The sequence below is a fragment of the Blautia argi genome, from assembly GCF_003287895.1.
Classification (GTDB): Bacteria; Bacillota; Clostridia; order Lachnospirales; family Lachnospiraceae; genus Blautia; species Blautia argi.
In genome coordinates this window covers 1137067-1162406 of sequence record NZ_CP030280.1, presented here as the reverse complement: position 1 = coordinate 1162406, position 25340 = coordinate 1137067, and the positions used below count along the sequence as shown (strand labels likewise).

At 41.5% G+C, this 25340-nt stretch carries 26 protein-coding genes and 2 pseudogenes; 7 read left to right on the top strand and 21 right to left on the bottom strand.

All coding sequences use genetic code 11. The features are described 5' to 3' along the window. Positions 1 to 39 precede the first annotated feature (39 nt). Positions 40 to 177: pseudogene (locus tag DQQ01_RS16870) on the top strand (site-specific integrase); the annotation flags it as partial. A 241-nt stretch (positions 178 to 418) separates the two neighbouring features. Here the strand turns inward: DQQ01_RS16870 and DQQ01_RS05710 are convergent. Beyond that, positions 419 to 901: a hypothetical protein gene (locus DQQ01_RS05710; protein WP_111919141.1), complete on the bottom strand. Its 483-nt coding sequence runs from the start codon at positions 899 to 901 to the stop codon at positions 419 to 421. A 142-nt stretch (positions 902 to 1043) separates the two neighbouring features. Continuing rightward, entirely contained in the window at positions 1044 to 1238 is a 195-nt protein-coding gene (locus tag DQQ01_RS05705) for a preprotein translocase subunit SecD (RefSeq protein ID WP_242980605.1), read from the bottom strand. Between the two features lie 306 nt (positions 1239 to 1544). Here DQQ01_RS05705 and DQQ01_RS05700 point away from each other — a divergent pair. The 6 genes and pseudogenes from DQQ01_RS05700 to DQQ01_RS05675 all read left to right on the top strand — a co-directional run bounded on the left by DQQ01_RS05700 (position 1545) and on the right by DQQ01_RS05675 (position 5463). Further along, positions 1545 to 1781 (top strand): annotated as a pseudogene (locus DQQ01_RS05700) (DUF6061 family protein). A 207-nt stretch (positions 1782 to 1988) separates the two neighbouring features. Then, the gene (locus tag DQQ01_RS05695) at positions 1989 to 2195 is read left to right on the top strand and encodes a helix-turn-helix domain-containing protein (protein ID WP_111919137.1); all 207 of its coding nucleotides are present in this window, start codon (positions 1989 to 1991) and stop codon (positions 2193 to 2195) included. Further along, on the top strand, positions 2170 to 2862 hold the full coding sequence (locus DQQ01_RS05690; RefSeq protein ID WP_111919135.1) for a response regulator transcription factor: 693 nt from the start codon (positions 2170 to 2172) through the stop codon (positions 2860 to 2862). Before DQQ01_RS05695 ends, DQQ01_RS05690 begins: the two co-directional genes overlap by 26 nt. After that, on the top strand, positions 2863 to 3783 hold the full coding sequence (locus tag DQQ01_RS05685) for a sensor histidine kinase (RefSeq protein ID WP_111919133.1): 921 nt from the start codon (positions 2863 to 2865) through the stop codon (positions 3781 to 3783). Between the two features lie 74 nt (positions 3784 to 3857). Beyond that, positions 3858 to 4769: an ABC transporter ATP-binding protein gene (locus DQQ01_RS05680; protein WP_111919131.1), complete on the top strand. Its 912-nt coding sequence runs from the start codon at positions 3858 to 3860 to the stop codon at positions 4767 to 4769. A 1-nt stretch (position 4770) separates the two neighbouring features. Further along, complete coding sequence (locus tag DQQ01_RS05675) at positions 4771 to 5463, top strand: ABC transporter permease (protein ID WP_111919129.1); 693 nt, start codon at positions 4771 to 4773, stop codon at positions 5461 to 5463. A gap of 130 nt (positions 5464 to 5593) precedes the next feature. Here the strand turns inward: DQQ01_RS05675 and DQQ01_RS16380 are convergent, their stop codons facing one another. The 19 genes from DQQ01_RS16380 to infB form a co-directional block, all read right to left on the bottom strand. Then, positions 5594 to 5758, bottom strand: coding sequence for a DUF6040 family protein (locus tag DQQ01_RS16380; RefSeq protein WP_330407727.1), 165 nt, complete (start codon positions 5756 to 5758; stop codon positions 5594 to 5596). A 26-nt stretch (positions 5759 to 5784) separates the two neighbouring features. Next, a complete protein-coding gene (gene fabV / locus DQQ01_RS05670; protein WP_111919127.1) occupies positions 5785 to 6975 on the bottom strand; it encodes an enoyl-ACP reductase FabV in 1191 nt (396 codons plus the stop codon). Between the two features lie 156 nt (positions 6976 to 7131). Further along, on the bottom strand, positions 7132 to 7650 hold the full coding sequence (locus tag DQQ01_RS05665) for a dCTP deaminase/dUTPase family protein (RefSeq protein WP_111919125.1): 519 nt from the start codon (positions 7648 to 7650) through the stop codon (positions 7132 to 7134). 9 nt (positions 7651 to 7659) lie between these two features. Then, positions 7660 to 8148, bottom strand: coding sequence for an anaerobic ribonucleoside-triphosphate reductase activating protein (nrdG, locus tag DQQ01_RS05660; protein ID WP_111919123.1), 489 nt, complete (start codon positions 8146 to 8148; stop codon positions 7660 to 7662). 6 nt (positions 8149 to 8154) lie between these two features. Then, entirely contained in the window at positions 8155 to 9036 is an 882-nt protein-coding gene (locus tag DQQ01_RS05655) for a YARHG domain-containing protein (protein ID WP_162624255.1), read from the bottom strand. 78 nt (positions 9037 to 9114) lie between these two features. After that, positions 9115 to 11208, bottom strand: coding sequence for a polyribonucleotide nucleotidyltransferase (locus tag DQQ01_RS05650; protein ID WP_111919119.1), 2094 nt, complete (start codon positions 11206 to 11208; stop codon positions 9115 to 9117). Positions 11209 to 11382: 174 nt separating this feature from the next. After that, positions 11383 to 11649 carry a 30S ribosomal protein S15 gene (gene rpsO / locus DQQ01_RS05645; RefSeq protein WP_111920841.1) on the bottom strand — a complete coding sequence of 89 codons (267 nt, stop codon included), beginning with the start codon at positions 11647 to 11649 and terminating at the stop codon, positions 11383 to 11385. Positions 11650 to 11803: 154 nt separating this feature from the next. After that, a complete protein-coding gene (locus tag DQQ01_RS05640) occupies positions 11804 to 13570 on the bottom strand; it encodes an O-antigen ligase family protein (protein WP_162624254.1) in 1767 nt (588 codons plus the stop codon). A gap of 113 nt (positions 13571 to 13683) precedes the next feature. Next, entirely contained in the window at positions 13684 to 14442 is a 759-nt protein-coding gene (locus DQQ01_RS05635) for a Nif11-like leader peptide family natural product precursor (RefSeq protein WP_111919115.1), read from the bottom strand. 69 nt (positions 14443 to 14511) lie between these two features. After that, a complete protein-coding gene (gene srtB, locus DQQ01_RS05630) occupies positions 14512 to 15297 on the bottom strand; it encodes a class B sortase (RefSeq protein ID WP_111919113.1) in 786 nt (261 codons plus the stop codon). Between the two features lie 21 nt (positions 15298 to 15318). Continuing rightward, positions 15319 to 16422 carry an LCP family protein gene (locus tag DQQ01_RS05625; RefSeq protein ID WP_162624253.1) on the bottom strand — a complete coding sequence of 368 codons (1104 nt, stop codon included), beginning with the start codon at positions 16420 to 16422 and terminating at the stop codon, positions 15319 to 15321. A 202-nt stretch (positions 16423 to 16624) separates the two neighbouring features. Continuing rightward, entirely contained in the window at positions 16625 to 16927 is a 303-nt protein-coding gene (locus tag DQQ01_RS16375; RefSeq protein ID WP_242980603.1) for a C40 family peptidase, read from the bottom strand. Next, the gene (locus DQQ01_RS16370) at positions 16906 to 17406 is read right to left on the bottom strand and encodes an SH3 domain-containing protein (protein WP_242980601.1); all 501 of its coding nucleotides are present in this window, start codon (positions 17404 to 17406) and stop codon (positions 16906 to 16908) included. The genes DQQ01_RS16375 and DQQ01_RS16370 overlap by 22 nt, the downstream gene beginning before the upstream one ends. Before the next feature lie 173 nt (positions 17407 to 17579). Beyond that, a complete protein-coding gene (locus tag DQQ01_RS05610; protein WP_111919107.1) occupies positions 17580 to 19223 on the bottom strand; it encodes a Na/Pi cotransporter family protein in 1644 nt (547 codons plus the stop codon). A 63-nt stretch (positions 19224 to 19286) separates the two neighbouring features. Further along, positions 19287 to 20219, bottom strand: a complete 933-nt coding sequence (locus tag DQQ01_RS05605; protein ID WP_111919105.1) for a bifunctional riboflavin kinase/FAD synthetase — start codon at positions 20217 to 20219, stop codon at positions 19287 to 19289. Positions 20220 to 20229: 10 nt separating this feature from the next. Continuing rightward, the gene (gene truB, locus DQQ01_RS05600) at positions 20230 to 21147 is read right to left on the bottom strand and encodes a tRNA pseudouridine(55) synthase TruB (RefSeq protein WP_111919103.1); all 918 of its coding nucleotides are present in this window, start codon (positions 21145 to 21147) and stop codon (positions 20230 to 20232) included. Beyond that, the gene (locus DQQ01_RS05595; protein WP_111919101.1) at positions 21144 to 22109 is read right to left on the bottom strand and encodes a DHH family phosphoesterase; all 966 of its coding nucleotides are present in this window, start codon (positions 22107 to 22109) and stop codon (positions 21144 to 21146) included. Before DQQ01_RS05595 ends, truB begins: the two co-directional genes overlap by 4 nt. Next, positions 22090 to 22485 carry a 30S ribosome-binding factor RbfA gene (rbfA, locus tag DQQ01_RS05590; protein ID WP_111919099.1) on the bottom strand — a complete coding sequence of 132 codons (396 nt, stop codon included), beginning with the start codon at positions 22483 to 22485 and terminating at the stop codon, positions 22090 to 22092. Before rbfA ends, DQQ01_RS05595 begins: the two co-directional genes overlap by 20 nt. A 51-nt stretch (positions 22486 to 22536) precedes the next feature. Further along, positions 22537 to 25320 carry a translation initiation factor IF-2 gene (gene infB / locus DQQ01_RS05585; RefSeq protein WP_111919097.1) on the bottom strand — a complete coding sequence of 928 codons (2784 nt, stop codon included), beginning with the start codon at positions 25318 to 25320 and terminating at the stop codon, positions 22537 to 22539. Positions 25321 to 25340 lie beyond the last annotated feature (20 nt).

Below are 25340 nucleotides of genomic sequence, written 5' to 3'. Positions count from 1 at the left end.
CGCAATTTAGCAAGCACCCTTTATATCGGCTCAAAGGCAAGGCTGGCAAGTAAGAACATGAACCCGAAAGATTTACAGTATATCATGGGGCATTCAAATATCAGTATCACAATGAACTGGTATGCTCATGCGTCCATAGATACCGCAAAATCAGAGGTTCAGCGTCTAATCGCATAAGAAGTATTTACCACGATTTTAACCACGCTTGATAGCGAAAATATAAGAAGATAGACCTAGATATGTGAGGTTTACCACAAAAGAAAAATGCCCGTAGAGCCGATAAAATAAGGCTTTGCGGACATTTGAGAAGATATAAAAAGATAGTCAAAAAGACATATATAATTTAAATCAAATTATATCACTATATAAAGGAACAATCTTATTGAACAGTTATAAAAGTACGCCTTTCACACCATAATTATTTTTTATCCAAAGTATCTTCTATAATTTCAATAGCACGATTGATAAAACTGATTTTTCTTTTGCTAACAAGTTCTCCGTTTTCTGAAATAGATACATAGGCTATACCTAACTGGTCGTCCTTTGTTGAAGAAGTATTTCCCATTAGTGTCGCCCATTCTATATCAATATCTTCTTTTGTGATATTTGTATCAAGTCCAAGTTTGTATTGTAGTGGTTTGAAAAATTCAGAATTAGATTTTGAATTAACCAGAATTACATTATCCTTGCCTTGATATACTTCCACAGTATAATTTACAATATCTTCTTCTTTTTCGACATATTCTTTATTTGGAGAAATTGTTTCTTCATATATCAATTCCATATTTGGAGTTATTGTTATATCATCATTGTTTTCAGTATTTTTTGATGAGCAGCCAATCAAATTAAGCACCATTAAAAAAGTAACGACTACAAAAAGTATTTTGTTTTTTCTTGCCATTATTAACACCTCAAACTTTCATTAGCGTTGCATATATTATATCACTCCCATTTGAAATTTAGGCAAGAAAAAAGCAGTCAATACTAAGACTAACTGCTTTGTGTATATAGATATAAAATTGTTAAACTGGAATTTTATTGACTTATTTTTTCCTATGGAATAAATTCATAACACCAGCGAATATTAAAAAAGCACCTATAATCCCACACCCTATACGTTCTCCAAATCCATGCAAAAACAAGAAAAGTTTTGATGGCTGAAATGCAAGGTAAAGAAGCACTACACCTAATACTAACATTAAAACAATCCCTATAATTCGTCCTGTTCTATTCATCATTTACACCTCAAATCTCAGTTGATATTTCATATATTTTAGGAAATTTAATAACTGTTATATTTGATTATCAAATTCCTCACAAACCCTTGAAAATACTAAGTTTGTAGCAAGTGAACTTTCCCTTACCTTTTCCCTTGTGTTACATCCTCCCATTGGGTTTCATGAACCTTAATATGGGAAAAATTAAGGGAAAGAAAATTTCATAACATAGTATAACATATAACAATAACGACATGGTGAACTGATTGAAATGTTTTCGATATTTAAAACTCTGTAACTGATTATAAAAAATGGAGCTAAGATATGATGAGAACACTTTATGCAGAATACAACATAAACCACGATAGTATTGATGTTTACACAAGTGCCGGATATATGCTTCGCATTGATTGTTAGGAAGCTGAAAAAAATTTAAAAACTACATATGGATCGGCGTGTGCTCTTACTTCATTGGCTGTAGATGAGCCTTTGGAATATACAAGATTATATCTTGAGGGCAATTTACAGATGTGGGTGGATGCAGAAGATTCACTCGAATTATAAACAATATAATTATTGACAATTTTGACTAAATATAAATAATAAAGTTGCTCTGAGAAGTAGCATCTCTCTTTGAAGTAATTGCGCTTTCTCTCATTTTCCCAACATGGGCGCAAGGTCTTAAATTGTTTTTGACATAGGATCTTGCGCCCTTATCTATACTTGTATTCTTCGAGAAAACGAATTATACTATAAAACTGGAGGTGTAATATGGACTACATGACACTAAAAGAAGCTGGCAAAAAATGGGGTGTGACACCTCGTTGGATAAATTATTATTGTGCAGGTGGACGTATTCCCAGTGCTGTGAAAATGGGAACAGTATGGTTAATACCTAAGAATGCCGAAAAGCCTATTGACGGAAGAACAAAAATAGCAAGGAGCAATCATAATGGAAAACAAGATAATATTGATTGAAGATGATACAGAAATCAGAGGAATGATAAAAGACTATTTATCAGGAGAGTTTGAAGTGATGTCCTTTGATGATGGCACAACAGCTATTCGGACGATCACAAGCTATGATGAATATTCGCTTGCCCTTATTGATCTTATGCTGCCGGACATGAGTGGCATGGAGATTATCAAGGTCATTCGACAGGTCAGCAATATTCCTATCATCATTATCACGGCAAAAGATAATGATACCGACAAATCATTAGGATTGAATTTAGGTGCTGATGATTATGTAGTAAAGCCTTTTTCTTTAATTGAACTCGTTGCAAGGATAAAGGCGAATATCAGACGAGCCAGAACCTATCAGGTATTACCGAATAATTCGATTGTCAAAATTAAAGATATTGAAATCAATCCCCAAAGCCACATGGTTATGCGCAAAGGGGTATCCATAGACTTAACCCCAATCGAATTTGAACTTTTGTATCTTTTAGCCAGCCATCCGGGACAGGCATATTCAAAAGAACAGCTATATGAACTCATTTGGAAAGAGCCGTATTTTGGAAACGAAAATGTGTTAAATACTCATATCAATCGCCTACGTTTGAAGTTGAAGAATAATGCGGAAGATACTATGCCCTATATTAAAACCTTATGGGGTATCGGCTACAAGATGGAGGACAAGTAGATGTGGATTATATCTTCAATTCTTTCATTTGTTCTGTTGCTTATCTTAATTTTGCAACAGGTACAGCACAAAAAGTTAGAACGAGAGATCAGCTATATCATCGACAGACTTACTTCTCTTTCAATTACTTCTGAAAATGGCTTTGTGCTTATACCTACGGATAATGACAGTATCAAAAAATTAGGTGTTGCGCTCAATACCTTACTGCAAGAATTTTATACAAAAAAGTCAGAGTTTGATCAGAGCAAACAGGCAATGGCGCAGGTTCTAACGAACATCTCTCACGATATCCGCACCCCGCTCACAGTCCTTAAAGGAAATAGTGAAATACTTTCCAATATAACAAACAATCCCTCTATGCCTGAAAATGTACATGCTATGGCTACTAAAATAGACCGAAAGGTTGATGATTTAATCTCGACAATCAATGACTATTTTACAATGTCCAAAATAGCTTCCGGTGATCTTGCAATTAAACTGAAAAAGGAAAATGTTTCAAGACTTTGCCAAGACACCATTTTGGACTATTATGATCTGCTTGAACAGAAACAATTTGAAGTCGATATTCAGATACCAGATACACCGATTTTTGCCTACATAGATAAGGAGGCATTACAGCGTATTTTGAAAAATCTGATAGAGAATGTAATCCGACATGGTGGTGATGGCAAATATATTTCTCTACGGCTCACCATATCAAATGGAAAAAGCATAATTGAAATAGAAGATCACGGAAAGGGAATGTCACCACAGCAGAAAAAACAGATTTTTGTAAGGAATTATACAACAGCCCCAAAATCTTCCGGCAGCGGTTTAGGTCTTGCGATTTCAAAGCGTCTTGCTGAACAAATTGGTGCAGAATTAGAAGTTTATAGCGTACAAAATGAGCGAACTATTTTCTCAACCATCTTGAAAAGTTAGAAAAGCGTTAGATTTACGACAGAGAAAAGCGAAGTCCATTTTGTATAATGGTAGCCATAAAGGAGGCACACAAAATGGATTATATCATGGAAACCGTAGGCGTGCGAAAGGCTTACAAGGGAAATGTCGTTGTAGATGATGTAAATATCCACATACCTAAAGGGGCAATATATGGCTTTGTTGGTCCAAACGGTGCAGGGAAAAGCACGGTTATGAAAATGATTTTGAACCTTATCCAGCCAGACGCCGGAGATGTTCAGCTTTTAGGCGAAAAAGTTACCGATCACAGCTACGAAATATTCAAAAAGGTTGGTTCTATTATTGAGAACCCATACTTTTACGATAAAATGACTGCTCGGCAAAACTTAGAGTTGCACTGTGAGTATATGGGATTTCCCAACAAGGAACGGATTGATGAGGTTTTACATTTGGTGGACTTGCAGAATGTCGAGGGAAAACAAGTCCGTCATTACTCGTTGGGCATGAAACAACGACTTGCTATTGCAAGGGCTATTCTGGCAAAACCAGAATTTTTGATTTTGGACGAACCAATCAATGCTTTAGATCCCGAGGGCATTCGTGAAATGCGAACCCTCTTTCAGCGGTTAAACCGAGAAGATGGAACAACCATTTTTATTTCCAGCCACATTCTATCCGAAGTGGATCTTCTTGCTGATACGATTGGGATTATTCAACACGGAAAGCTCTTAACAGAATTGTCTATCGAAGAAATTCATAAGCATCAAACGGATTATATCAGCTTGCAGGTTGACGATGTGACCCGCGCTGCTACATTACTTGAAAATATGAGAATCAAGGATTTTAGTGTATTAGATAAAGAATTTATTCACATTTATGATTCTGATGTTTCAGGCAAAGCTCTGTCAAAAGCCATCATTGAGAATGGTATTGGTTTGGAGAGCATGGGGCGCAAGCAAGACACACTGGAAGATTTCTTTTTCCAGCTTACAGAGGAGGAAAAATGATATGGCACACCTGATTAAACTGGAACTGAAAAAATTTGGTATTGCACGAAATATTATCTTTATGTTTGCCGCAATCCTTTTCAGCATCATTTTCATCACAATATCTTTGTGGGATAGCATGACAGACCCGGAACAGGTCAAAGACACGTTTGAAAGCACATACCTTGTTATTGGTTTACTGATGTCATTCATTTTTCTTGTGTATTCGTCGGTTTTAACTGCAAAGTTGGTTATTGGAGAATATAATCAGCGAACAATTACGATTATGTTTTCCTATCCTTTGAACCGAATAAAATTGATTGTCAGCAAATTGATTATCATTATGATTTATACAGCAATTTCAATGGCGATTGGATATGTCTGTTGCAGCGGTTATATTGTGTTTGCGGATAGATTTTTTGATATGTTGGAGGGTACATTCCAACTCTCAATGCTTCAGACATGGATACCAATGGCAATAACTACTGTGATTGTATGCACGGTGCTATCGCTATGGCCGTTCATCATTGGCATGATCCGAAAATCCGTTCCTGCAACAATCGTTACTTCTCTGATTGTCATTGTGTTTCGGCAAGTTATTATCAGCAAAAATGCAACCTATCAGGAATCCATACTGCAAATTATTTTAGTGGCTATTGTTACTCTTGGGGTTGCTCTATTTATCTTCAAAAAGAAAGTACCAGAACTATATTGATTATTTCTTCAGGACGATAGAAAAGAAAATCCCTATCTCTCAAAAAAGAGAGGCAAAACTATGGTGTTCATATAATAGCAGGGAACAATGTTTTATCCCCTGCTATTATACGTTTATTTTTATCATATTTTCACCAATGTTGCTTGGTATTTAACTGAGTTTTCAAATAACATCTAAGTCCAACATATGCTCCCTGCGAAAGTACGAAAAGCAATAGAAGATTTACTGACAGTACCTTTTTGATTGTTTCTCCAAAATAGAAAATATAAAAGATAGTCAAAAAGACATATATCATTTTCATCTAACTCTGATATCTGAAACTTATTTTATGCTGGGAATAGAAACCTGAATTTCTACATCTTTTTCATAGTCAATGTTTTCAAAGCCAAATCCGAACATCTGGTAAAAGTCCTCCCAATATCCCCTGATATCTGAAATCTGCTCCACATTTTCTGTTGTCACCTGGTTCCAGATTTCCCATACCCGGTTCTGAATATCCTCCTCCAACTCCCAGTCGTCCATACGAATTCTTCCCTTTTCGTCAACCGGAGGCGTTTCCTTTAAAAGCTTTTCTTTAAACAGGCGTACCATCTGCTCGATACAGCCCTCGTGATTTCCCTGCTCCTTCATAACCCGATAGAGAATAGCAAAGTATAGCGGCACAATGGGAATAGCTGCGCTTGCCTGAGTTACAAGAGCCTTATTGACAGAAATGCGTGCCTGCACAGAAGGAAATTCCTCTGCAATCACTTCTGCGGTATGCTCCAGATGCCGTTTTGCCTGTCCGATGGTACCGTCATAATAAATAGGATAGGTAAGCTTTGGCCCAATATAGGAATATGCCACTGTAAGCGCCTGCTCCGCCAGAGCATCTGCCTCCTTCAGCGCTTTTATCCAATCCAGCCAGTCCTCTCCTCCCATGACCTTTTTCGTGCCTTCCAGTTCTTCTGCTGTGGCAGGCTCTACTGTTTTCTCGGCAATGGTATTGTTCCGCAAATCCAGACTCTTTTCCGTAAAAGGCTCTCCTGTAGTTTTTAAAGAGGATACCCAGGTGTTCCCCTCAGTGTCTGTCCTTCTGGGCGCTGCCAGGCTATAAATCACCATATCTGCCTTGCCCCAGTCCTCTTTTATCAGAGCAATGGTTTTTTCCTTCACCTCCCTAGAAAAAGCATCTCCGTTTATGGTTTTTGCATACAGCCCTTCTTTTCTGGCCTCTTCTTCATAAGCCGCGGTATTGTACCACCCCGGTGTTGCCGTTCTCTTACCGTTTGAGGGCTTTTCAAACATAATTCCCAGAGTGGCTGCTCCACAGCCAAAGCCGGCAGTAATCCGGCTTGCCAGACCGTAGCCTGTGGACGCTCCTATAACCAGCACCTTTTTCGGCACCCTCTCTCCCTCATGAATGATTTTCTCTCTTTTCACACAGGCAATCTGTCTTTTTACATGTTCTCTGCATCCCTCCGGATGGGCTGTGGTACAGATAAACTCTCGAATTTTCGGTTCAACCTTCATCTTATCCTCCTGCAAGCAGTATCTCTTTCTTTTCAAACTGCTATGATTTTCAATTATTTTGTATTTCAAAATATTTTAGCACAAAAAAAAATAATATGCAAGAGTTTTCCCTCCTGCATATTATCTCCGCTTTTATGCTCCCTAACAGCCAGCCTGCTAATGCTTTCCGGTAGTGCTGCCAAAGCCTCCGTTTCGCACAGCCTCCACATCATCGTCCATGGTGATGCCGTATTCCAGAAAAATCCCCTGTGCAAAGCCGGTTCCTGCCTCCACCTGTACGGTTTTGCCCTCATTGGAAGCATTGGTTATTTTAATAAAAATGTGGCCCTCATTGTCAGAGTAAAAATAATCACTGTCAATAATTCCTACGGTATTGTTAAGTTGTAAGCGATATTTAAAGCCCAGTCCGCTTCTGGGATAAAGTTTCAAAACCCAGCCGCATTCCATTTCCGCCCGGATACCTGTGGGAATTTTTATGGTTTCTCCCGGTTTCAGTTCAAAGCTTAAAGGACTGAAAAAGTCGTATCCTGCACTTCCTGCGGTGGCTCTTTTGGGAAGTCTGATGTTCTCATAAATATTCTGAACTTCTGCATCGCTCACTTCCCCAAAGGAATCTCTCCAGCCCTCTGCAAACTGTTTTTCGCTTACTTTATGAAATTTTGCAATTCTCTTCATTTTGTCCTCCTATGCATGCAGCACTATATTTCCTGTTTCTAAGGTCTGCGGTACATCAATCACCCTCTGATTTGCGCTTCCTTTCCATTTTAAGGCAATATCCTTCTCTGCCTCTACAAATTCTCCGTCCACCAGAACGTCCAGATAAGGCAGAATATCCAAATCTCGGATTTCTTCCCATAAAAATCCTGTGTACAGCCATATGGTTTTTTTTGGGTATTTTTCCTTCAGTTCCTTTGCAAGGGCTGTAACCTCCTCCACATTTCTCCAGTGCAGGGGATCTCCTCCGGAAAACGTAATGCCTGCAATATAACTTTTTTCCATTTGTTCAAAAATCTCCTGCTTTGCAGTTTCGTCAAAAATCAGCCCGCCATTGGGATCCCAGGTCACCGGATTCTGGCAGCCTTTGCAGCCATGGTCGCAGCCTGCTACCCACAGCACCACCCGAAGACCGTCGCCGTTTAACATATCGTCTTTTGTAATATTATGATAACGCATATAGGTTCACCTCTGTACTCTGTAAATGGTATCTTTTATTTGCTTAATCCCGTTTTTTAGTTCTTCTTCCGCCTGCTCTGTGCTGACGCACACCATACAGACATGGTCTTTCCATAGAATATCTTCCTCGGAAATTTCCCCCTCATAAAACTCCATGGGTATAATCTGAAGCTCTGCCACATCTTCTCTCCAGTTTTTTGTAATGACCCAATAAGCGGAATCGCTAGACGTATCGCTCACCGCAAGGCTGTATCCCTGTGCCAGCCATTCCTCAGGCACCTGAAACTGAAACGTATAATTACGGAAAACCGGCTCGTAAGTAGTATTACTGGTAATGGTATAAGTGTTTCCTTCTGCCAGAAGTTCCTCTTTTTTATTAGCTTCTTTTCCATTTAAAAGCATCTGTATATTCTTCTTTTCAAATTCATTGAAAATACTTTCCTGAAATTGTTCCGGTTCTATATCTGCCTCATACCAGGGCTGTGCTTCAAAATACTGTCTTATATTTTCTGTCTGAAACGCATATCCGTGTCGGGCATAAATTTCATTGACTGCAAGGTCATACCAATGGGGATTATACCCATAAATAATTTCCTGGTTGAAATCCTGCATACGGATAGAGGGCGATATTGCCTCCTGCTCCTCCAGCATTCGTTTGTCTGAATCTGCAAAGAGAAAAACACCCTCACTCACTTTTGGGGACTCCTCCTTTGCAGAGTCTGCAGAATCTTCTCTGTCTTTTTGTACCTTTTCCTGCGCTTCCGGTTCCCGGCACTCTGCCGTCTTCTCCTCTTCCGGTTTGGGACTTTTTTCCTCTTGTCCCCTTCCGCAGCCGGAAAGTGCGGCTGCCAAAAGCAGCATAAAAATTCCGATTCTTTTTCTATTCATATTCCACCTGAAAAAGTCCAAAAAGGGGGCGCACCCTTATCTGTGCCACCCCTCCTATTTGTTTCTGTTTTACAACTTTTATGCCTCTTCCGGAACATCTTTGATGCTGAAGCTGATACGTCCCATTTTATCTTTTCCAAGGCATACCACTTTTACAACATCACCCAGAGAAAGCACATCTTCTACTTTGTTGATTCTTTCCTTTGCAATTTTGGAAATGTGAACCATTCCTTCTTTACCTGGTGCAAATTCCAGGAAAGCGCCGAACTCTTTGATGCTGACAACCTTTCCTGTGAAAATCTGACCTTCTTCAAAGTCTGTTGTAATAGTCTGAATATACTTTACAGCCTTATCCATCATTGCCTGGTCTGTACCGCATACAGACACTGCACCGCTGTCGTCAATATCGATTTTCACACCTGTTTCATCAATGATGGCATTAATGGTCTTTCCTCTCTGACCTACCACATCGCCGATTTTTTCAGGGTCAATCTGAATCTGTACAATCTTAGGCGCATATTTGCTGACCGTTTTTCTTGGCTCTGCAATACATTTTTCCATAACTTCTGTTAAAATGTATTCTCTTGCCTCTTTTGTTCTGGCAATGGCTTCTTCAATAATCTGCCTTGTAAGACCGTGAATCTTAATGTCCATCTGAATGGCAGTGATACCGTCATGTGTACCTGCTACTTTAAAGTCCATATCTCCGAAAAAGTCTTCCAGACCCTGAATATCGGTAAGTACCAGATAATCATCATCGGTTTCTCCTGTAACAAGACCGCAGGAAATACCTGCAACCGGTTTTTTAATGGGTACACCTGCTGCCATTAAAGACATGGTAGATGCACAGATACTTGCCTGAGAAGTTGAGCCATTGGATTCAAAGGTTTCAGACACCGTACGAATTGCGTATGGGAATTCCTCTACACTTGGGATTACCGGTACTAAAGCTCTTTCTGCCAGTGCTCCGTGTCCGATTTCACGGCGTCCCGGTCCTCTGGAAGGTTTTGTTTCTCCTACAGAATAGGACGGGAAATTATAGTGATGCATGTAGCGCTTGCTTACTTCAAATTCATCTAAGCCGTCCAATCTCTGTGCCTCTGATAACGGAGCCAGAGTGGTGACAGTACAAATCTGAGTCTGTCCTCTTGTAAACATAGCAGAACCATGGACTCTCGGAATCAGGTCAACCTCTGCTGCCAGAGGACGAATCTGGGTGATGGCTCTTCCGTCTGGACGTTTATGATCTTTTAAAATCATCTTACGAACCGTTTTCTTCTGATACTGGTAAACAGCTTCACCTAATACAGCCAGCCATTCTTCATTATCTGCAAAAGCCTCTTCCAGCTTTTCGGTAATCGCACGGATATTTTCTTCTCTTACCTGCTTTTCATCTGTAAAGACTGCTTCTTCCATTTCTTCCGGAGTTACAATCTCTTTAATTGCATCAAACAGTTCTTCCGGAACTGCACAGCTTTCATAAGTGTGTTTTTCTTTTCCGCATTCTGCAACGATTTTATCAATAAATGCAATGATTTCCTGGTTTACTTCATGAGCTTTGAAGATTGCTTCAATCATTTTTGCTTCAGGAATTTCATTTGCTCCTGCCTCAATCATAATGACTTTTTCTCTTGTAGAAGCAACTGTAAGCTGAAGATCAGAAATTTCTTTCTGTGCCAGAGAAGGGTTTACAACCAGCTCTCCGTTTACCATACCAATCTGGGTTGCTGCACAAGGACCATCAAACGGAATATCAGAAATACAAGTTGCAATAGAAGAACCCAGCATGGCAACAACCTCTGGGTTACACTCTGTATCCACAGCCATAACCATGTTGTTTAAGGTTACATCATTTCTGTAATCCTTTGGAAACAGCGGACGCATAGGACGGTCAATAACACGGGAAGTCAGGATTGCATGTTCACTTGCCTTTCCTTCTCTTTTGTTAAAGCCTCCCGGAATCTTACCTACGGCATACATTTTTTCTTCGTATTCCACGCTCAATGGGAAGAAATCAATTCCTTCTCTTGGTTTGTCAGACGCGGTTGCAGTGGATAATACAGTGGTATCTCCATAGCGCATAAAAGCCGCGCCGTTTGCCTGCTTTGCCACACGTCCGATATCTACGGTCAGGGTTCTTCCTGCCAATTCCATTGAAAAACTCTTATACATATTTTTTCTCCTTTTCTTCTTTCCAGCACTGTCTGTCCGAAACAACTGAAAAACACACTTAAAGCTCTTCAAATGTGCTTTTCAGTGGTCCCGGTACCAGAATAACCTGTGCTGTTTTTCTTTCTCACGGTAAAAACAGGGCGGGAATCCTCCCGCCCCGTCTTCTGGTTCTGATTATTTTCTAAGACCTAAACGCTCGATTAAAGCACGGTATCTTTCAATATCAGTTTTCTTCAGGTATGCAAGCAGTCCACGTCTTTGACCTACCATTTTCAGAAGACCTCTTCTGGAGTGATGGTCTTTGTGGTTCACTTTCAGATGCTCTGTAAGCTCCTGAATTCTTGCTGTCAGCACAGCTACCTGTACTTCCGGTGAACCTGTATCGCCTGGTGTTCTTGCGTATTCTGCCATAATAGCCTGTTTCTTTTCTTTAGAAATCATTTTTGTTTCCTCCATAATTATCATATTCTATCGCCTGTGATTAAGGAGCGGTTGGAGCTTCCGACTTCTGAACCACGGCTGTTCTCAACGTTTTGAGTATAGCATATACCTGACGGAATGTAAAGACAAAACTTTTGCTTTTTTCATTGCCATTTTAAATTCTATCTGTTTTTTCCGGTACAAGAAAACACCCTAACAGAAGCCAGAAAAAAGGCGCTGCGGCTACATTGCTGTTATTGACCAAACCTGTTATGATATATGCCATAATTCCCCAGAAAAAAACATCTGGCTTTTTCTCTTTTATTCCCTTTTTAAAGGCTGTAAAAAACACGTACAACATACAAAACAGGGACAAAATACCACTGCTGACGGCTGTCTGCAGATACCAACTGTGTGCCTGCTCAATACAATAATCTGCACTTCCGTGTACATTCAGCATACCTGCCACCTCTGACTGAGGATAAACAAATGGAAAGGCGCCGATTCCTTTTCCTAAAAGCATGGTATCCATAAGCACCGGTATACTGGATATCCAGATATAACCCCGACCTGTAAATAAGGGATAAAATCGTTCCAGACCTCTCATAACCGGCTGAGGGATTTTCTGCAAAAGTGAGCCATTAAAATCTATATAATATAGCTTACCGCTTTCTGCATAAAACTCTACAGGTTCCTGATATCCAAAATCAAAAGACAAAATCTGTCCCATAACCTCTGCTTTTATTTTTTTGAAATCTCCGGTGAGTCTGCCGGATTCTGTTTCAATTTGCTCTCCCCTGTCATCTGTAAACATAAAGTCCTGCAAATGCAGATCAGAACCTTCTGACAGCACTTCTGTCGTAAAATTTCCTTCCTCTCCCCACACCTTTAATTTTCCCTGCTGCAGTTGTATCTTTTCAACTGCAAAAACAGATTCGTTCCTAGTGTACTGCGTATTTACCAGAGAAGACTCCGTTTTTTTCCATATATTATTTTGTCCATGAAGCACCAAAAACTGTAAAGCAGCAGAAAAGAGAAACAACAAAAGAACCATTTCTCCAGCTAAACCTATTCGTCTTTTCCAGTTTTCTTTCTTTATTCGGAAAAAGATTTGAAAAAAAGCAGCCAGAAGACCTGCATAAAGAGCGCCTGAAGAACCTGACATCAAAATGCAAAAAAACATTCCCCCAGCCAGCCCTGTATTTATCCACCTCTTTCCTCGCTTCTCTTCCTGTATTCCCATTCCCAGTAAAATGGGGAATAATAATGCACAAAACCCTCCGAAAAATCCGGGATTTGCAAAAGTAAGAGATACGCTTCCATGATAATCCAGATACAAATGCTCCAGCAGATGTTCGTAGTGATCCGGAGTAAGCAGTTTTTGAATCCATTCTATGTTAAAAAGCGGTCCATACTTCATTTCCAGCGCAGTTCCCAAAATGATAAAAAAAGCCAATATTTTAATTCCTGCTTTCAGCAGCACTCTGTTTTTCTCATTTTGAAAAAGGAAATATCCTGCTGCAAACAGTACCATATAACCAAAAATCGCTGCAAGTCCCTCATAGTCAATATGTAGTCCCATAACTCCATATTCTTTATAGGAAGAAAGCAAAACAGAGAATACATTCAGTAAAAAATAAACACTGACTGCCCCAAAAATCTTCTTTTGCAGACAAAAACGAAAAGGAATTTCTTCTTTGAGGACATAAAAAAGCATTCCTCCCGTTACCATTGCCAGCAGTAAAAAAATGGCAAAAATGAATAACATCTTCTCTTTCTGATATAAAAACATATCCACTAAAACTTTTGACTTTTTTGCAAAATACCGCAGTTCCATTCCAGAGGGTTTTTCTGCATGAAAATATGTAAGAAACGGATACCATATCATAAAAAATACAGTAACTCCGGCCATGATTCTATAATAGACTTTTAATCCTTTCATCTCTTCCCCTTTATAAATCTTCAGAAAACAGAAACCCATTCTGCCTTAAGACAGACGGGTTTCTGCTTTTTATCCTCACACAAAATACCATTTGTACTACTATTTATTCTGGTTTAATTTCCTGTTTTTGGAGATTTTTTTGTAGTTGCAGAAGATGTCTTCACTACTTTAGAATCTCCTTTTCCCTCAGCTTTTTCCGGCTGAATTGTTCCAACCGGATCCTTTTCTCCCGGTTTAATTGTTCCAACTGGTTTTTCTTCTTTGTCCAGAACAACAACTTCCCCGTTAGACATGATCTTTACAATTGCTACTGGAGAAAGGCTGTCAAAGTGTGCTTTTACACTGTAATATGTATAACCATAGATGTTTTCTACAACGGCTGTTCCTTCCAGCACTTCCCAGGTTCCGTCTGCTTTCTGATGAAGAACATATACAGTATCTCCGTCTTTCAGATCTTTCAATGTTTCATTTTCTACATAGGTATTAGTATCCCAATCCCAAGATCCGGTTTCCAATCTAAGTTCTAAGTCAACTCCGCCTTCCGGCATTTCCATACCGTCCCACTGTCCATCTACAAGCTCAATATTGCCTGCGCCAAGAACAACTGCGTTCTGGTCTTCTGTAACCTCGTATCCGGCTTCCTTCAGAATTTCTTTCACCTGCTCTTCATCTTTCAGAATTTCTTCCACTTCCTTGGAAAGTTCTTCTGTCTGCATTGCAGTCACTTTGTTTCCGTCTTTATCTGTTCCGTTTCCACCCCATACGGATGGAATTTCCGGGTCTGTCGGACTGGAAGCGAATACACCTACACTCATGCTTACGCACAATACTGCTGCCGCTGCTACTGCTGCCGCCTTTTTCAAACTTTTCATAATGTTCTCTCCTATCTGCTATTTTGTGTGATTTATTAAAACATATACATGTTTTAACCTCTTTTACGGCTATTCTTCCTGTGATACCAATGTTGCATTTACAAGCCATCTCTGTTCCGGATATTCTCCGATACAGGTAGACAACGTCAGAATTTTACTATCCTGTGTGACCTCTATATCAGAATTTACATTTCCGTCTATCGAACTTCTGAGTTCGTCTAAATATTTCTGAAAATCATCTTTATCCAAAAAATTATAGCTGCCTAAAATATATCTGTCATCAAAGGCTACCGCAGCAAAAATCTGATATTTCAGGGTTTTATCCGGTAAATAAATATAAATGTACGGGTTACTGTCAAAAAAAGCTTTGTCTGTATATTTATGCAAATCCGCAAACATGGTGCCTTCTTTCATATTATGTCCGTATACGATAGTAACCGGGTCTGCAAAAGAAGTGGAATTGTATTTTTCTGTATAAATAGACCCCGGATAACCAACTTTCCCATCAATGGTTCGATTCAGATAATAGTCATCTGCCTCCACTGCTGTCTGCAGAATCGGATAATCTATGTTTGTACCCGGTATCTGTATCCATGCATAGGCATCTTGATTTAACTTCTGCAGTTCTTCAAAATTAATCTTACTTTCGTAAGGATCCTGACTCTTTTCTACCACTTCTCCCTGCAGAACCTGATAATCCTTTTCTGCCTGCTCTGCATCTGCCTTTTCCGGTTTACTGACTGTTTCTGTGGGCTGTTCCTGTCCGCCAAAAAAATAAATCACTCCGATAGCTGCACCTGCAGTTAAGAAAACTGCCGCAACAATAATAATAATTACTTTCAAAGACTTTTTCATAGCTGCTCTCCTTTATATCTGTCACTGTACTGCTTCTCCTGTAATTCCCTCTTCTGGAACCTCTTCATAAAAAGACTGAATTACAAGTTTTTTTAACTCTTCCGTATGCACATGATATTCCTCATGTTCCCCTGCCGGAACCACATCACCGGGAACCATACCGATATTTTCCGGATTCAGACGGATATTTACAAGCTCCGGAGCCAGATAAGCAAGATCCTCCAGTGTTATATTCGTACACATATAATCCGTTAACTGCTGAAAGAGCTCTGCCGGAAGGGTTACATCTTTTTTAACTGCTGCTTTTGCCTGATCAATAAACCCGGTTATATACTGTTTCTGTCTTTCCAGTCTTCCCATGCTGCTCTCAGGAATGGTTTCATCTCTCTGCCTTACATAATCAAGAGCCATTTGTCCTTTCAGATGCAAGTCCTGGCCTTCATAAAAACTGCCATTCCACCATTGTACAGTTTCCAGAGCCGTCAGCTTTACCCCTCCGATGGCATCATTTAAAACAGGAAGCGCCGTAAAATTAATGGCACAATAACGCTGAATGGGCAGCTTATACAACAAATTCGATACAGCCTCTGCCGTAAGTTCACAGCTGTCTTTGGCTGTTCTTCCATAGGCATACTGCAGTGTAATCTGTTTATTTTCTGTTTTTACAAAATTCCCGGCTCTGTCAAAAACTTTTACAGGAATCACAGTTTCCCTTGGTATAGCCAGAAGTTTCACATCTTTACTTTGCACATTAATACTCACCAGCAAAACGGCGTCTGCCAGTCCCTCGCTTCCTGTATTCCTCTTTTCCTCCATGGGAATATCTTTATCAATACCAAGGCACAAAAAATTAATCTCATCTTCATTATACCGATACCGTTTTCCCTGATATGTGGTATAAATACCCTCCGGCAAATCCTCTTTCTCTTTTTGCCCTTCCTTCTCGCTTTTTTCCTCTGACTGCTCTGCAGCCGGAACTGCTGTTTTCAGTCCTTTCTCTCCTTTTACACGCAAATAAAAAAAACCTGCGATACTGCCAGCCAAAAGGAAAAAGAAAATCCCAAAAAAAATCAAGCAGACTTTCAGAATTCTTTTCTTCCCTGTTTTTCCTTCTGTTTTTTTCACAGCTTCCCCCTGTTCTGTGTTTTTATAAACAAAAACTCCGCTTGTCATAACAGACAAACGGAGCCTTCCTATACACGCTAAAATCCAAATTTTCCCAGCATATCCGCCGTCTTCTCTTGCTCTCTGTCCGTCTATGCTGTAAATATTTACTTTTTATATTTTACCCCTGTGCCTATCTCCTGTCAAGATATTTTTTATATTCTCAAAGCAGCCTCACAGCCTGTACTGCATGCTCCCAATACACATTTGACACCTTAATTCCTGTAGCCTTACTGCTGGCATGCACCACCTGATTGTCCCCCATGTACAACACCACATGGTAGATTTCCCCACCGTCTGCATAGAAAATCAAATCTCCCGGCAAAAGCTCTGTAAGCGCCACTCTTGTTCCTGCATTTGCCTGGTCTGCCGCCACTCTTGGCAGGGAAATCCCGAAATTCTGATACACACTCTGGACAAAGCCGGAGCAGTCTGCCCCCTCTGTCAGGCTTGTCCCACCCCACACATAGGGATTTCCCACAATTGCAAGGCAAACTGCACCAGTTCCTCTCCTTTTGAGGCATTTTGCACCCCGGCACTTGCTGTCTGAATTTTATCAGCCTTGTTTGTCTTTTCTTCTGAAATCCGATATGCATACACAGGTTCCCTCCTCTGAGTCAAAGCCAGATATTCCTTTTCCGAAATGCCTGTAATCAGGTATGCTTTAAACACATAACCTTCAATTCCGTCCGAAGAAATCCTGCACCAGTCCCCTGCATCCTCCAGAATCTCACAGCACCCGTCCTTTGGAAGCTGCGCTTTCACCTCATACTCTGTCCCTTTGCCTGTGCGAATATTCAGACAGGAATTTACATTTGCATATGCGATTATCTTTCCTTCCTCTGCGGGCGCTGCCAAAAGTTCCTCCCTGTACAAAAAAATTCCTGCTGCCAGAAGACCTGTTGTAAAAAGTCCCCTGATGCAGCGTTTTCCCATTTTCCGCATAATATACCCTTTCTCCTTTTCTCAAATTTTCCTATAACAAAAAATCCCTCCTGCGGGATCCTCTGTCTGTGACTGGTCGCATCAGCGACATCATTCCATTCCGCCGCAGTGCAATCCTCGCGAAGCTGCAAAAAAGCCCAAGGGCAGTTTCCCTCAGGCTTATCTTTTGTATATTATACGTTTTTTTCTTCCGGTTCCTCATCTAAAATGGAGAAGGCAATATTGGTCGCATGATCTGCCACTCTCTCCAGACCGGAAATCAAATCAGAAAACAACATTCCGGCATCAGGTGTACATTCTTTTCTGGTAAGGCGTTTTACGTGCGCTTTCTGCAAATCCCGTTCCATCTGGTCAATGGAATTTTCCAGCTCCAGAATTTCCTGAAGATGCTCCCGGTTATTATTGGAAAACATGTCCATAGCATAGGAGGTAATCTGAAGCACCTGTTCCAGCATTCCCTTCATCTCCTCCTGCGCCTGCGGGCTGAAAGGAATATTTCGCTCCTCTCTGGTTCTGGCTGCATCCGCCACATTTTCTGCATGATCTCCGATTCGCTCAATATCATTTACCACATGAAACAGACCACCAATACTTTTAATGTCATCAATAGGAAGGGTACTCTGGCTGATGGATACCAGATAGTCCGTAATTGCATGATTCATGTAATTGATATTCTTTTCTGTTTCATACACGCTTTGAAGCTTCTTTTCTTCTGGAGAAAGCAGGGCGTCCATAGCGCAGCTTAAATTCTCTGCCGCCATATTTCCCATACGTTCCAGCTCCTTTGTCACCTCTACCACAGCCGTGCTGGGTGAAAATACACTGGAGGGTCCTATGTACTCCAGATGAAACCCTTCTTCCTGCTTTTCGTTTTTCCTGTCCGGAACCAGAAGATATGTCAGTTTTACAATCCACTGTGCAAACGGGAAAAGAACCAGAACCTGGAAGACCTTAAAGAAGGTGTGGGCATTTGCCACACTTCGTCCAATGTCATGGTTGGAAATTGTCAAAATACCAGCTTCAATCCAGCGTTCTCCCAAAAGAAGAATCACCGCAATAATTATGGTTCCTATAATATTAAACAGGAAATGAATCATTGCCGCACGTTTGGCATCTTTATTCCCACTGATGCTTGCCAGAAGCGCAGTAGTACAGGAGCCAATGTTACAGCCCAAAATAATATAAAAACAAATCCACAGAGGAAGCAGCCCCTGCTGTGCCATTAAAAGCACAATGCTGACTGTAACAGAAGAACTTTGAATAATGGCTGTAACCACAAATCCCACAAAAATTCCCAGGAAAGGATTATCAAGACCTGCCAGCAGATTCACAATTACAGGAGATTCCTTCATGCCTGCCATGCTGCCAGACATCAGAGAAAGTCCCATGAAAAGCACACCAAATCCCAGTATGGCTTCTCCGGTCTGCTTCACCTTTGTATTTTTGCAGAACATAGTCACAAGAACACCCAGCATCAAAAAGATCGGGGCTGCTTCTGACAGATTAAACGCAACCAACTGGGAAGTAATGGTTGTACCAATATTGGCCCCCATAATAATACCGGTTGCCTGTACCAGATTCATAAGTCCTGCATTAACAAAGCTGACCACCATAACCGTCGTAGCGCTTGAGGACTGCACAATCGCGCAGAACAGCATGCCAAACAACATGCCCACAAACCTGTTTTTGGTAAAAAACGCCAGAAAGCTTCGCATCTTTGCCCCGGCTGCTTTCTCAATGCTGTCCCCCATAACGGTCATACCATAGAGAAAAAGCCCCAGACCGCCAATGAGCGACAATACGTTTTCTATATTCATTTTTCTCTCCTTCGTAAAGGCGCTGCCACACGAAACAGCACCCTTTCATCATAATCGAAGTTTTTACTTTTGTCTATTTTCTTCTTCAAAAAACATTCGAGCCATTTCTACATCATGGTTCAACTGCTTCTTCAATTCCTCCAGGGAGTCAAATTTTACCTCTGGACGCAGAAATTTATAAAACCGTACCTCTGCCTCCTGCCCGTACAAATCCTCATTGCAGCAGAAAAGATAAGTTTCCACACCCAAAAAATTCTCCCTTACCGTTGGCTTGTAGCCCACATTGGTAATTCCTTCAAACAGTTTTCCGTCTATAAAGGATTTTGTAATATAAACACCGTTTGGCGGAAGCTTTTTTATCTCATGTGGAATAAGATTGGCCGTGGGTACACCTATAGTTCTTCCTAACTGCCTTCCGTGAACAATCTCACCTCTGGTAAAATACGGATACCCTAAAAGCTCATTGACCTTTTCCATATTTCCCTTTTCCAGCTCTTCCCTGACATAGGTACTGCTGATATCCCTGGCGCCGTCCTTTTCCTTTTCTACGATTTCCACCTGAAAACCATACTGCTCCCCAAGTTTCTGAAGCAACTCGGGATTTCCTTTTCGATTATGGCCAAAGCAAAAATCCGGTCCCACTGCCAGATAGGCTGCATGCAGCCGCTCCACCAGATATTCCTTTACAAAGTCCTCGGGCTCCATGTGCATCAGCTCTTCCGTAAAAGGACATTCTGCCAGAATGTCGATTCCTCTCTCCTCTGAAAGCTCCCTTCTCTCCTCATAAGTAAGCAGAAATTTAGGGGGTGTTTTCAGCATATAAGACCTTGGCGGCACATCAAAGGTAAACACCACGGTTCTACAGTTCCTGCTGCGCTTTTTCTGAATGCGGTGAATCAGCTTCTGATGTCCTCTGTGCAGTCCGTCAAACTTTCCCAGAGTCACTGCACTTCTGACTCCTTCTTCCAAGCGCGGAACTTCTGTTGTATAAATCATCGCTGCTCCTTCACGTTTTATCCCTTTTTTCAGGCAGAAAATCCTCCGGAGAGGAAAAAATAGCAACCGGCTTATACAGCCCTTTCTCCTCCTGCCATTCATAAATTCCTACAAATACGCCTGTATTTGTATACATACGGACTCTGTCTGACTCCAAAATCCGTTTTTCTGCAACTGCATTCCCATTCTGCAGCATTTTAGCAAACGCCGGCTTTGCATAAAGAGCAGGTAAATATTCAAACATTTCCTCCACAGAAACCATATGTTCCAAAAGCTTTCCCTCTTTCATCAGAGCTTCTGCTTCGGAAAGCTTCAGGCTGTCCTGTATCAAAAATCGGTCTACTCTTGTACGCACCAGGCTTTCCATACAGCCCATGCACCCAAGCTTTACTCCTATATCATGGCACAAAGTCCGTATGTAGGTTCCCTTGGAACAGGTAACAGAAAAACGGACAAAGGGCAGATTTATAGAAAGAATCTGAATCTCATAAAAAGTAACGGGTCTTGCCTGCCTTTCTATCTCAATGCCTTCTCTTGCCAACTCATACAGCTTCTTCCCTTTTACTTTTAAAGCGGAATACATAGGCGGGATCTGCATCTGATTTCCCACAAAGCCTTCCACACAGGCTCGCACCTCTTCCTTTGTCACCTGAACCGGACACTCCTGCTTTATGGTTCCGGAAATATCCTGAGTATCGGTTTCAATGCCCAGATGAAGCACAGCCTCATAGGTTTTTCGCTTATCTGTCAGCATGGAGCAAAGCTTGGTTCCTTTTCCCAGGCAGACCGGAAGCACGCCTTCTGCGTCCGGGTCTAAAGTCCCGGTATGTCCGATTTTTTTCTGGTGCACAATTCCCCGAAGCCTGGCCACCACATCATGAGAGGTATATCCCTTTTCTTTATAAATATTGATAATTCCGTTTATCATTCTGTTTCACTCTTTACTAACTGTTTTTCTATACCCCGCAGCAAATTGTTGATTACATCATAGGCAGAACCCTGAAGGGTACAGCCTGCTGCCAGCACATGACCGCCGCCGCCGAAATAGGAGGCAACCTCATTTACGTCCACCTTCCCGTTGGAACGAAGGCTGACCTTAAATTCCTGTACTTTCTGCTCATAGAGGAACATGGCAACCTCCACGCCCTTTGTTACGCGAAGCTGCTGCACAATGCCGTCTAAATCCTTTGGCTCCACATGGTAAAAATCCATATCTTTTCTTCGGATAACCCCGATGATACACTGTCCATCCAGCACCATAATGCTTTCCATCAGACATCTGCCCAGTATCTGATTCTGTACATAGGTCTTTTCATAAAAAGATTTATCCACAATTTTGGAAAAGGCAATTCCGGTTTCCATTAATTCTGCTGCAATCCGCATAGTTTTCGGAGAAGTGCAGGAATACTGAAACACTCCTGTATCATTGGCAATTCCGGTATACAATGCCTCTGCCACCGGCTTTGTCACCTTTTCCTTTTCCAAAAGCGTATACAAAAGCTCTGAAGCAGAGCTTGCATTCGGGTCAATCACATTGACATCTGCAAAGCCCTTATTGCTGATATGATGATCAATACAGATGGTCTTTTTTGCAGATTCAAAAGCTTTCAGGGCGACGCCCATACGGTTTTTCACACTGGTATCCAGCACAAAAAACACATCGTAGCTCTTCTCTTCGGTATAAGAGGTCTGAATATTCTGTGTTCCCTGTAGAAACAGCAGACTTTCCTTTGGCTCCTCCAGATAAATATCTGTTTCGATTTCCGGATAATTTTCCTTCAGGTATAAATACAGCCCCATACAGGCACCCACACAGTCACCGTCCGGACGTACATGTCCGGCAATGGCTGCTGTGCGGATTCCCTTTAATTCACTGATCATCTTCTCCATTTTCCAAAACCTCCTGTCTGCCCACGCTTCCGGTTACCTCATCAATAAGTTTTGACATGGTGACTCCGTATTCAATGGATTCGTCCAGAATGAAACGGATTTCAGGAGTGTTTCTAAGATTAATACGCTTTGCAAGCTGTCTGCGGATATAACCTTCCGCACTTTTTAAGCCTGCAATAGTATTTTCCTTTGCTTCCTCATTTCCCAGAACACTGATATAGGCTCTGCAGGTTTTCAAATCCGGCGCTACCTCTACCGCTGTCACAGAAGTCATTGGGTGAATACGCGGGTCTTTGATTCCTTCCCGGATTAAATTTGCCAGCTCATGCTGTACTTCTGCATTTACCCGGGTATTTTTTATACTGTTTTTTCTCATAATCTACTTCCTGTTCCGGCGAAGGGTTTCCTCCTTTTCGCTGCTTACCGCTTATCTCGGAACCTCCACCATAATATATGCTTCCACTTTGTCTTCTTCCTTGATGTCATTGAAGTCTTCAAATACCAGACCACATTCATAGCCTGCTTTTACTTCTTTTACATCATCTTTAAAACGCTTCAGAGATGCCAGAGCGCCCTCAAAAATCTGCTCGCCCTCTCTGCTGATACGAACCTTGCAGTTTCTCTGGAACACACCGTCCAGAACATAGGAACCTGCAATGTTGCCCACGCCAGAAGCTTTGAAAATCTGACGCACTTCTGCGTGTCCGATAACCTTTTCTTCAAATACAGGATCTAACATACCCTTCATAGCTGCTTCTACGTCCTCAATGGCCTGATAAATGACACGGTACAGGCGCAGGTCTACGCCCTCCTGCTCTGCAACGGATTTTGCAGTTGCGTCCGGACGCACATTAAAGCCGATAATAATGGCATTGGAAGCGCTGGCAAGAGTTACGTCAGATTCCGTAATGGCGCCGACACCACCGTGGATAACTTTTACCACAACCTCTTCATTGGAAAGCTTCACAAGACTCTGTTTTACTGCTTCTACAGAACCCTGTACGTCTGCTTTTACGATAATCGGCAGCTCTTTCAGATTACCTGCCTGAATCTGGCTGAATAAATCGTCCAGGGACATTTTTGCTTTTGTTTCTTCCAGAAGACGATTTTTATTTTCAGAAACAAAGGTTGCCGCAAAGTTTTTGGCTTCTTTATCATTTTCTGTTACAACCAGGATTTCTCCTGCATTTGGCACATCGCTAAGACCCAGGATTTCCACTGGTGTGGAAGGACCGGCTTCTTTTACCTTTCTTCCCTTATCGTCAATCATGGCACGAACTTTACCTGAACTTGCGCCTGCCGCAATAAAATCACCTACATGCAGAGTACCCTTCTGTACCAGAATGGTTGCCACAGGGCCTTTTCCTTTGTCCAGCTCTGCCTCAATGACAAGACCTCTGGCTCTTCTGTTTGGATTTGCCTTTAATTCTGCCACCTCTGCAGTAAGGAGTATCATTTCCAGAAGGTTATCAATTCCCTCACCTGTATGTGCAGATACGGGTACAAAGATAGTGCTTCCACCCCAGTCTTCCGGAATCAGCTCATACTCGGATAATTCCTGTTTTACTCTTTCAATGTTTGCGCTTGGCTTATCAATCTTGTTAATGGCAACAATAATTTCCACGCCTGCGGCTTTTGCATGGTTAATGGCTTCTACTGTCTGAGGCATGACGCCATCATCTGCCGCAACCACCAAAATGGCAATATCTGTAGCATTGGCACCGCGCATACGCATAGCGGTAAACGCTTCATGTCCCGGTGTATCCAGGAAGGTAATCTTCTGTCCCTCTACGCTTACCATATAAGCGCCAATGTGCTGTGTAATACCGCCTGCCTCTCTGTCTGTAACATGTGTCTTTCTGATGCAGTCCAGAAGTGAAGTTTTACCATGGTCAACGTGTCCCATAACACAGACAACCGGAGGTCTTGCAACTAAGGTGCTTTCTTCCTCTTCTTCCTCCTTTAAGAGTTCTTCAATGACATCTACCTTTTCTTCCTGTTCTGCAATGATATCATAATCCAGTGCAATTTCCTGAGCCTTTTCAAAGTCGATCTCATGGTTTACAGTAACCATAATTCCTTCCATGAACAGCTTTTTCACAATTACGGACGGCTGCATTTTCATCTTTTCAGCCAGCTCGCGAATAGTCATTTTTTCCGGAAGTGTAATTTCCTTTACTTCCTCTCTCTTTTCTTCCTTGGCATGTGTCACCGGCTTCTGAAGCTGCATAGCCTTTGGAATTCTCTGAGTCTGACGGCGGCCGCCCTGATTTGGACGTTTGCTCTGATTCTGATATTCATCTCTCTTATTATCTTTTTTCTTATTTTCTCTGTTTGCTTTACGGCTGTCCTTTTCCACAAACTCCAGCTTCGGTGTATCGAACTTTCCGCCCTGATCTCTTCTTCCATCTCCACCGCGATTGTTGTTTCCACCGAAACGGTTATTGGAACGCTCTCCGTTGTTGTTTCCATTGTAACGGCTATTGGAACGCTCTCCATTGTTGTTTCCGTTGTAACGGTTGTTGGAACGCTCTCCATTGTTGTTTCCATTGTAACGGTTGTTGGAACGCTCTCCGTTATTGTTTCCATTGTAACGGTTGTTAGAACGCTCTCCATTGTTGTTTCCGTTGTAACGGTTGTTGGAACGCTCTCCGTTATTGTTTCCGTTATAGCGGTTGTTGCGTTCTCCGTTATTATTTCCATTATAACGGTTATTAGAACGGTTCTCCCCATTATTTCTGTTGTTGGAACGGTTTTCCCCATTGCTGTTTCCATTATAACGGCTGTTATTGCTGCTGCGGTTATTATTTGAACGGTTATTTCTGTTGTTCTCCTGTTTCATGGATTCCTGTGTACCTCTGTTTTCTCCCTGCCGGTTATTCTGACGCTTCTCATTATTTCTCTGTTCCTGGCCGTCGTTTGCCTGGCGCTGGGATTTCTGTCTGCGCTCCGGCACATGACTGGCGTTCTGAGGGCGGAACACCTGAATAATTTTCTTCTTGGGCTTTTCGCCACCTTCCTGCTTTGCAGCATCTCCACCTGCTGAAGAGAGATTTCCCTTTCTGTAATTTGCTCTTACCATATCTGCCTGGGAAGCTTCCACATTGCTCATATGGCTCTTTAACTCTATATTTTTGGATTTCAGAAAATCTAAAATCTCCTTATTGCTTTTGTTTAACTCTTTTGCGAGTTCATAAACCCTGACTGACATATATTGCCCTCCTTTTCACT

Bases quoted from the DNA above. Each gene is read 5' to 3' on its own strand.
- fabV (WP_111919127.1), bottom strand. From the start codon at position 6,975: ATGAAGGTTGAACCGAAAATTCGAGAGTTTATCTGTACCACAGCCCAT.
- DQQ01_RS05595 (WP_111919101.1), bottom strand. From the start codon at position 22,109: ATGGAGAAGATGATCAGTGAATTAAAGGGAATCCGCACAGCAGCCATT.
- DQQ01_RS05650 (WP_111919119.1), bottom strand. From the start codon at position 11,208: ATGTATAAGAGTTTTTCAATGGAATTGGCAGGAAGAACCCTGACCGTA.
- DQQ01_RS05685 (WP_111919133.1), top strand. From the start codon at position 2,863: ATGTGGATTATATCTTCAATTCTTTCATTTGTTCTGTTGCTTATCTTA.
- DQQ01_RS05605 (WP_111919105.1), bottom strand. From the start codon at position 20,219: ATGATTTATACAACAGAAGTTCCGCGCTTGGAAGAAGGAGTCAGAAGT.
- DQQ01_RS05610 (WP_111919107.1), bottom strand. From the start codon at position 19,223: ATGAATATAGAAAACGTATTGTCGCTCATTGGCGGTCTGGGGCTTTTT.
- DQQ01_RS05705 (WP_242980605.1), bottom strand. From the start codon at position 1,238: ATGATGAATAGAACAGGACGAATTATAGGGATTGTTTTAATGTTAGTA.
- rpsO (WP_111920841.1), bottom strand. From the start codon at position 11,649: ATGATTTCTAAAGAAAAGAAACAGGCTATTATGGCAGAATACGCAAGA.
- DQQ01_RS05690 (WP_111919135.1), top strand. From the start codon at position 2,170: ATGGAAAACAAGATAATATTGATTGAAGATGATACAGAAATCAGAGGA.
- infB (WP_111919097.1), bottom strand. From the start codon at position 25,320: ATGTCAGTCAGGGTTTATGAACTCGCAAAAGAGTTAAACAAAAGCAAT.
- DQQ01_RS16380 (WP_330407727.1), bottom strand. From the start codon at position 5,758: ATGATATATGTCTTTTTGACTATCTTTTATATTTTCTATTTTGGAGAA.
- DQQ01_RS05655 (WP_162624255.1), bottom strand. From the start codon at position 9,036: ATGAATAGAAAAAGAATCGGAATTTTTATGCTGCTTTTGGCAGCCGCA.
- srtB (WP_111919113.1), bottom strand. From the start codon at position 15,297: ATGAAAAAGTCTTTGAAAGTAATTATTATTATTGTTGCGGCAGTTTTC.
- DQQ01_RS05665 (WP_111919125.1), bottom strand. From the start codon at position 7,650: ATGAAGAGAATTGCAAAATTTCATAAAGTAAGCGAAAAACAGTTTGCA.
- DQQ01_RS05635 (WP_111919115.1), bottom strand. From the start codon at position 14,442: ATGAAAAGTTTGAAAAAGGCGGCAGCAGTAGCAGCGGCAGCAGTATTG.
- nrdG (WP_111919123.1), bottom strand. From the start codon at position 8,148: ATGCGTTATCATAATATTACAAAAGACGATATGTTAAACGGCGACGGT.
- rbfA (WP_111919099.1), bottom strand. From the start codon at position 22,485: ATGAGAAAAAACAGTATAAAAAATACCCGGGTAAATGCAGAAGTACAG.
- DQQ01_RS05640 (WP_162624254.1), bottom strand. From the start codon at position 13,570: ATGAAAGGATTAAAAGTCTATTATAGAATCATGGCCGGAGTTACTGTA.
- DQQ01_RS05680 (WP_111919131.1), top strand. From the start codon at position 3,858: ATGGATTATATCATGGAAACCGTAGGCGTGCGAAAGGCTTACAAGGGA.
- DQQ01_RS16370 (WP_242980601.1), bottom strand. From the start codon at position 17,406: ATGCGGAAAATGGGAAAACGCTGCATCAGGGGACTTTTTACAACAGGT.
- DQQ01_RS05675 (WP_111919129.1), top strand. From the start codon at position 4,771: ATGGCACACCTGATTAAACTGGAACTGAAAAAATTTGGTATTGCACGA.
- truB (WP_111919103.1), bottom strand. From the start codon at position 21,147: ATGATAAACGGAATTATCAATATTTATAAAGAAAAGGGATATACCTCT.
- DQQ01_RS05710 (WP_111919141.1), bottom strand. From the start codon at position 901: ATGGCAAGAAAAAACAAAATACTTTTTGTAGTCGTTACTTTTTTAATG.
- DQQ01_RS05695 (WP_111919137.1), top strand. From the start codon at position 1,989: ATGGACTACATGACACTAAAAGAAGCTGGCAAAAAATGGGGTGTGACA.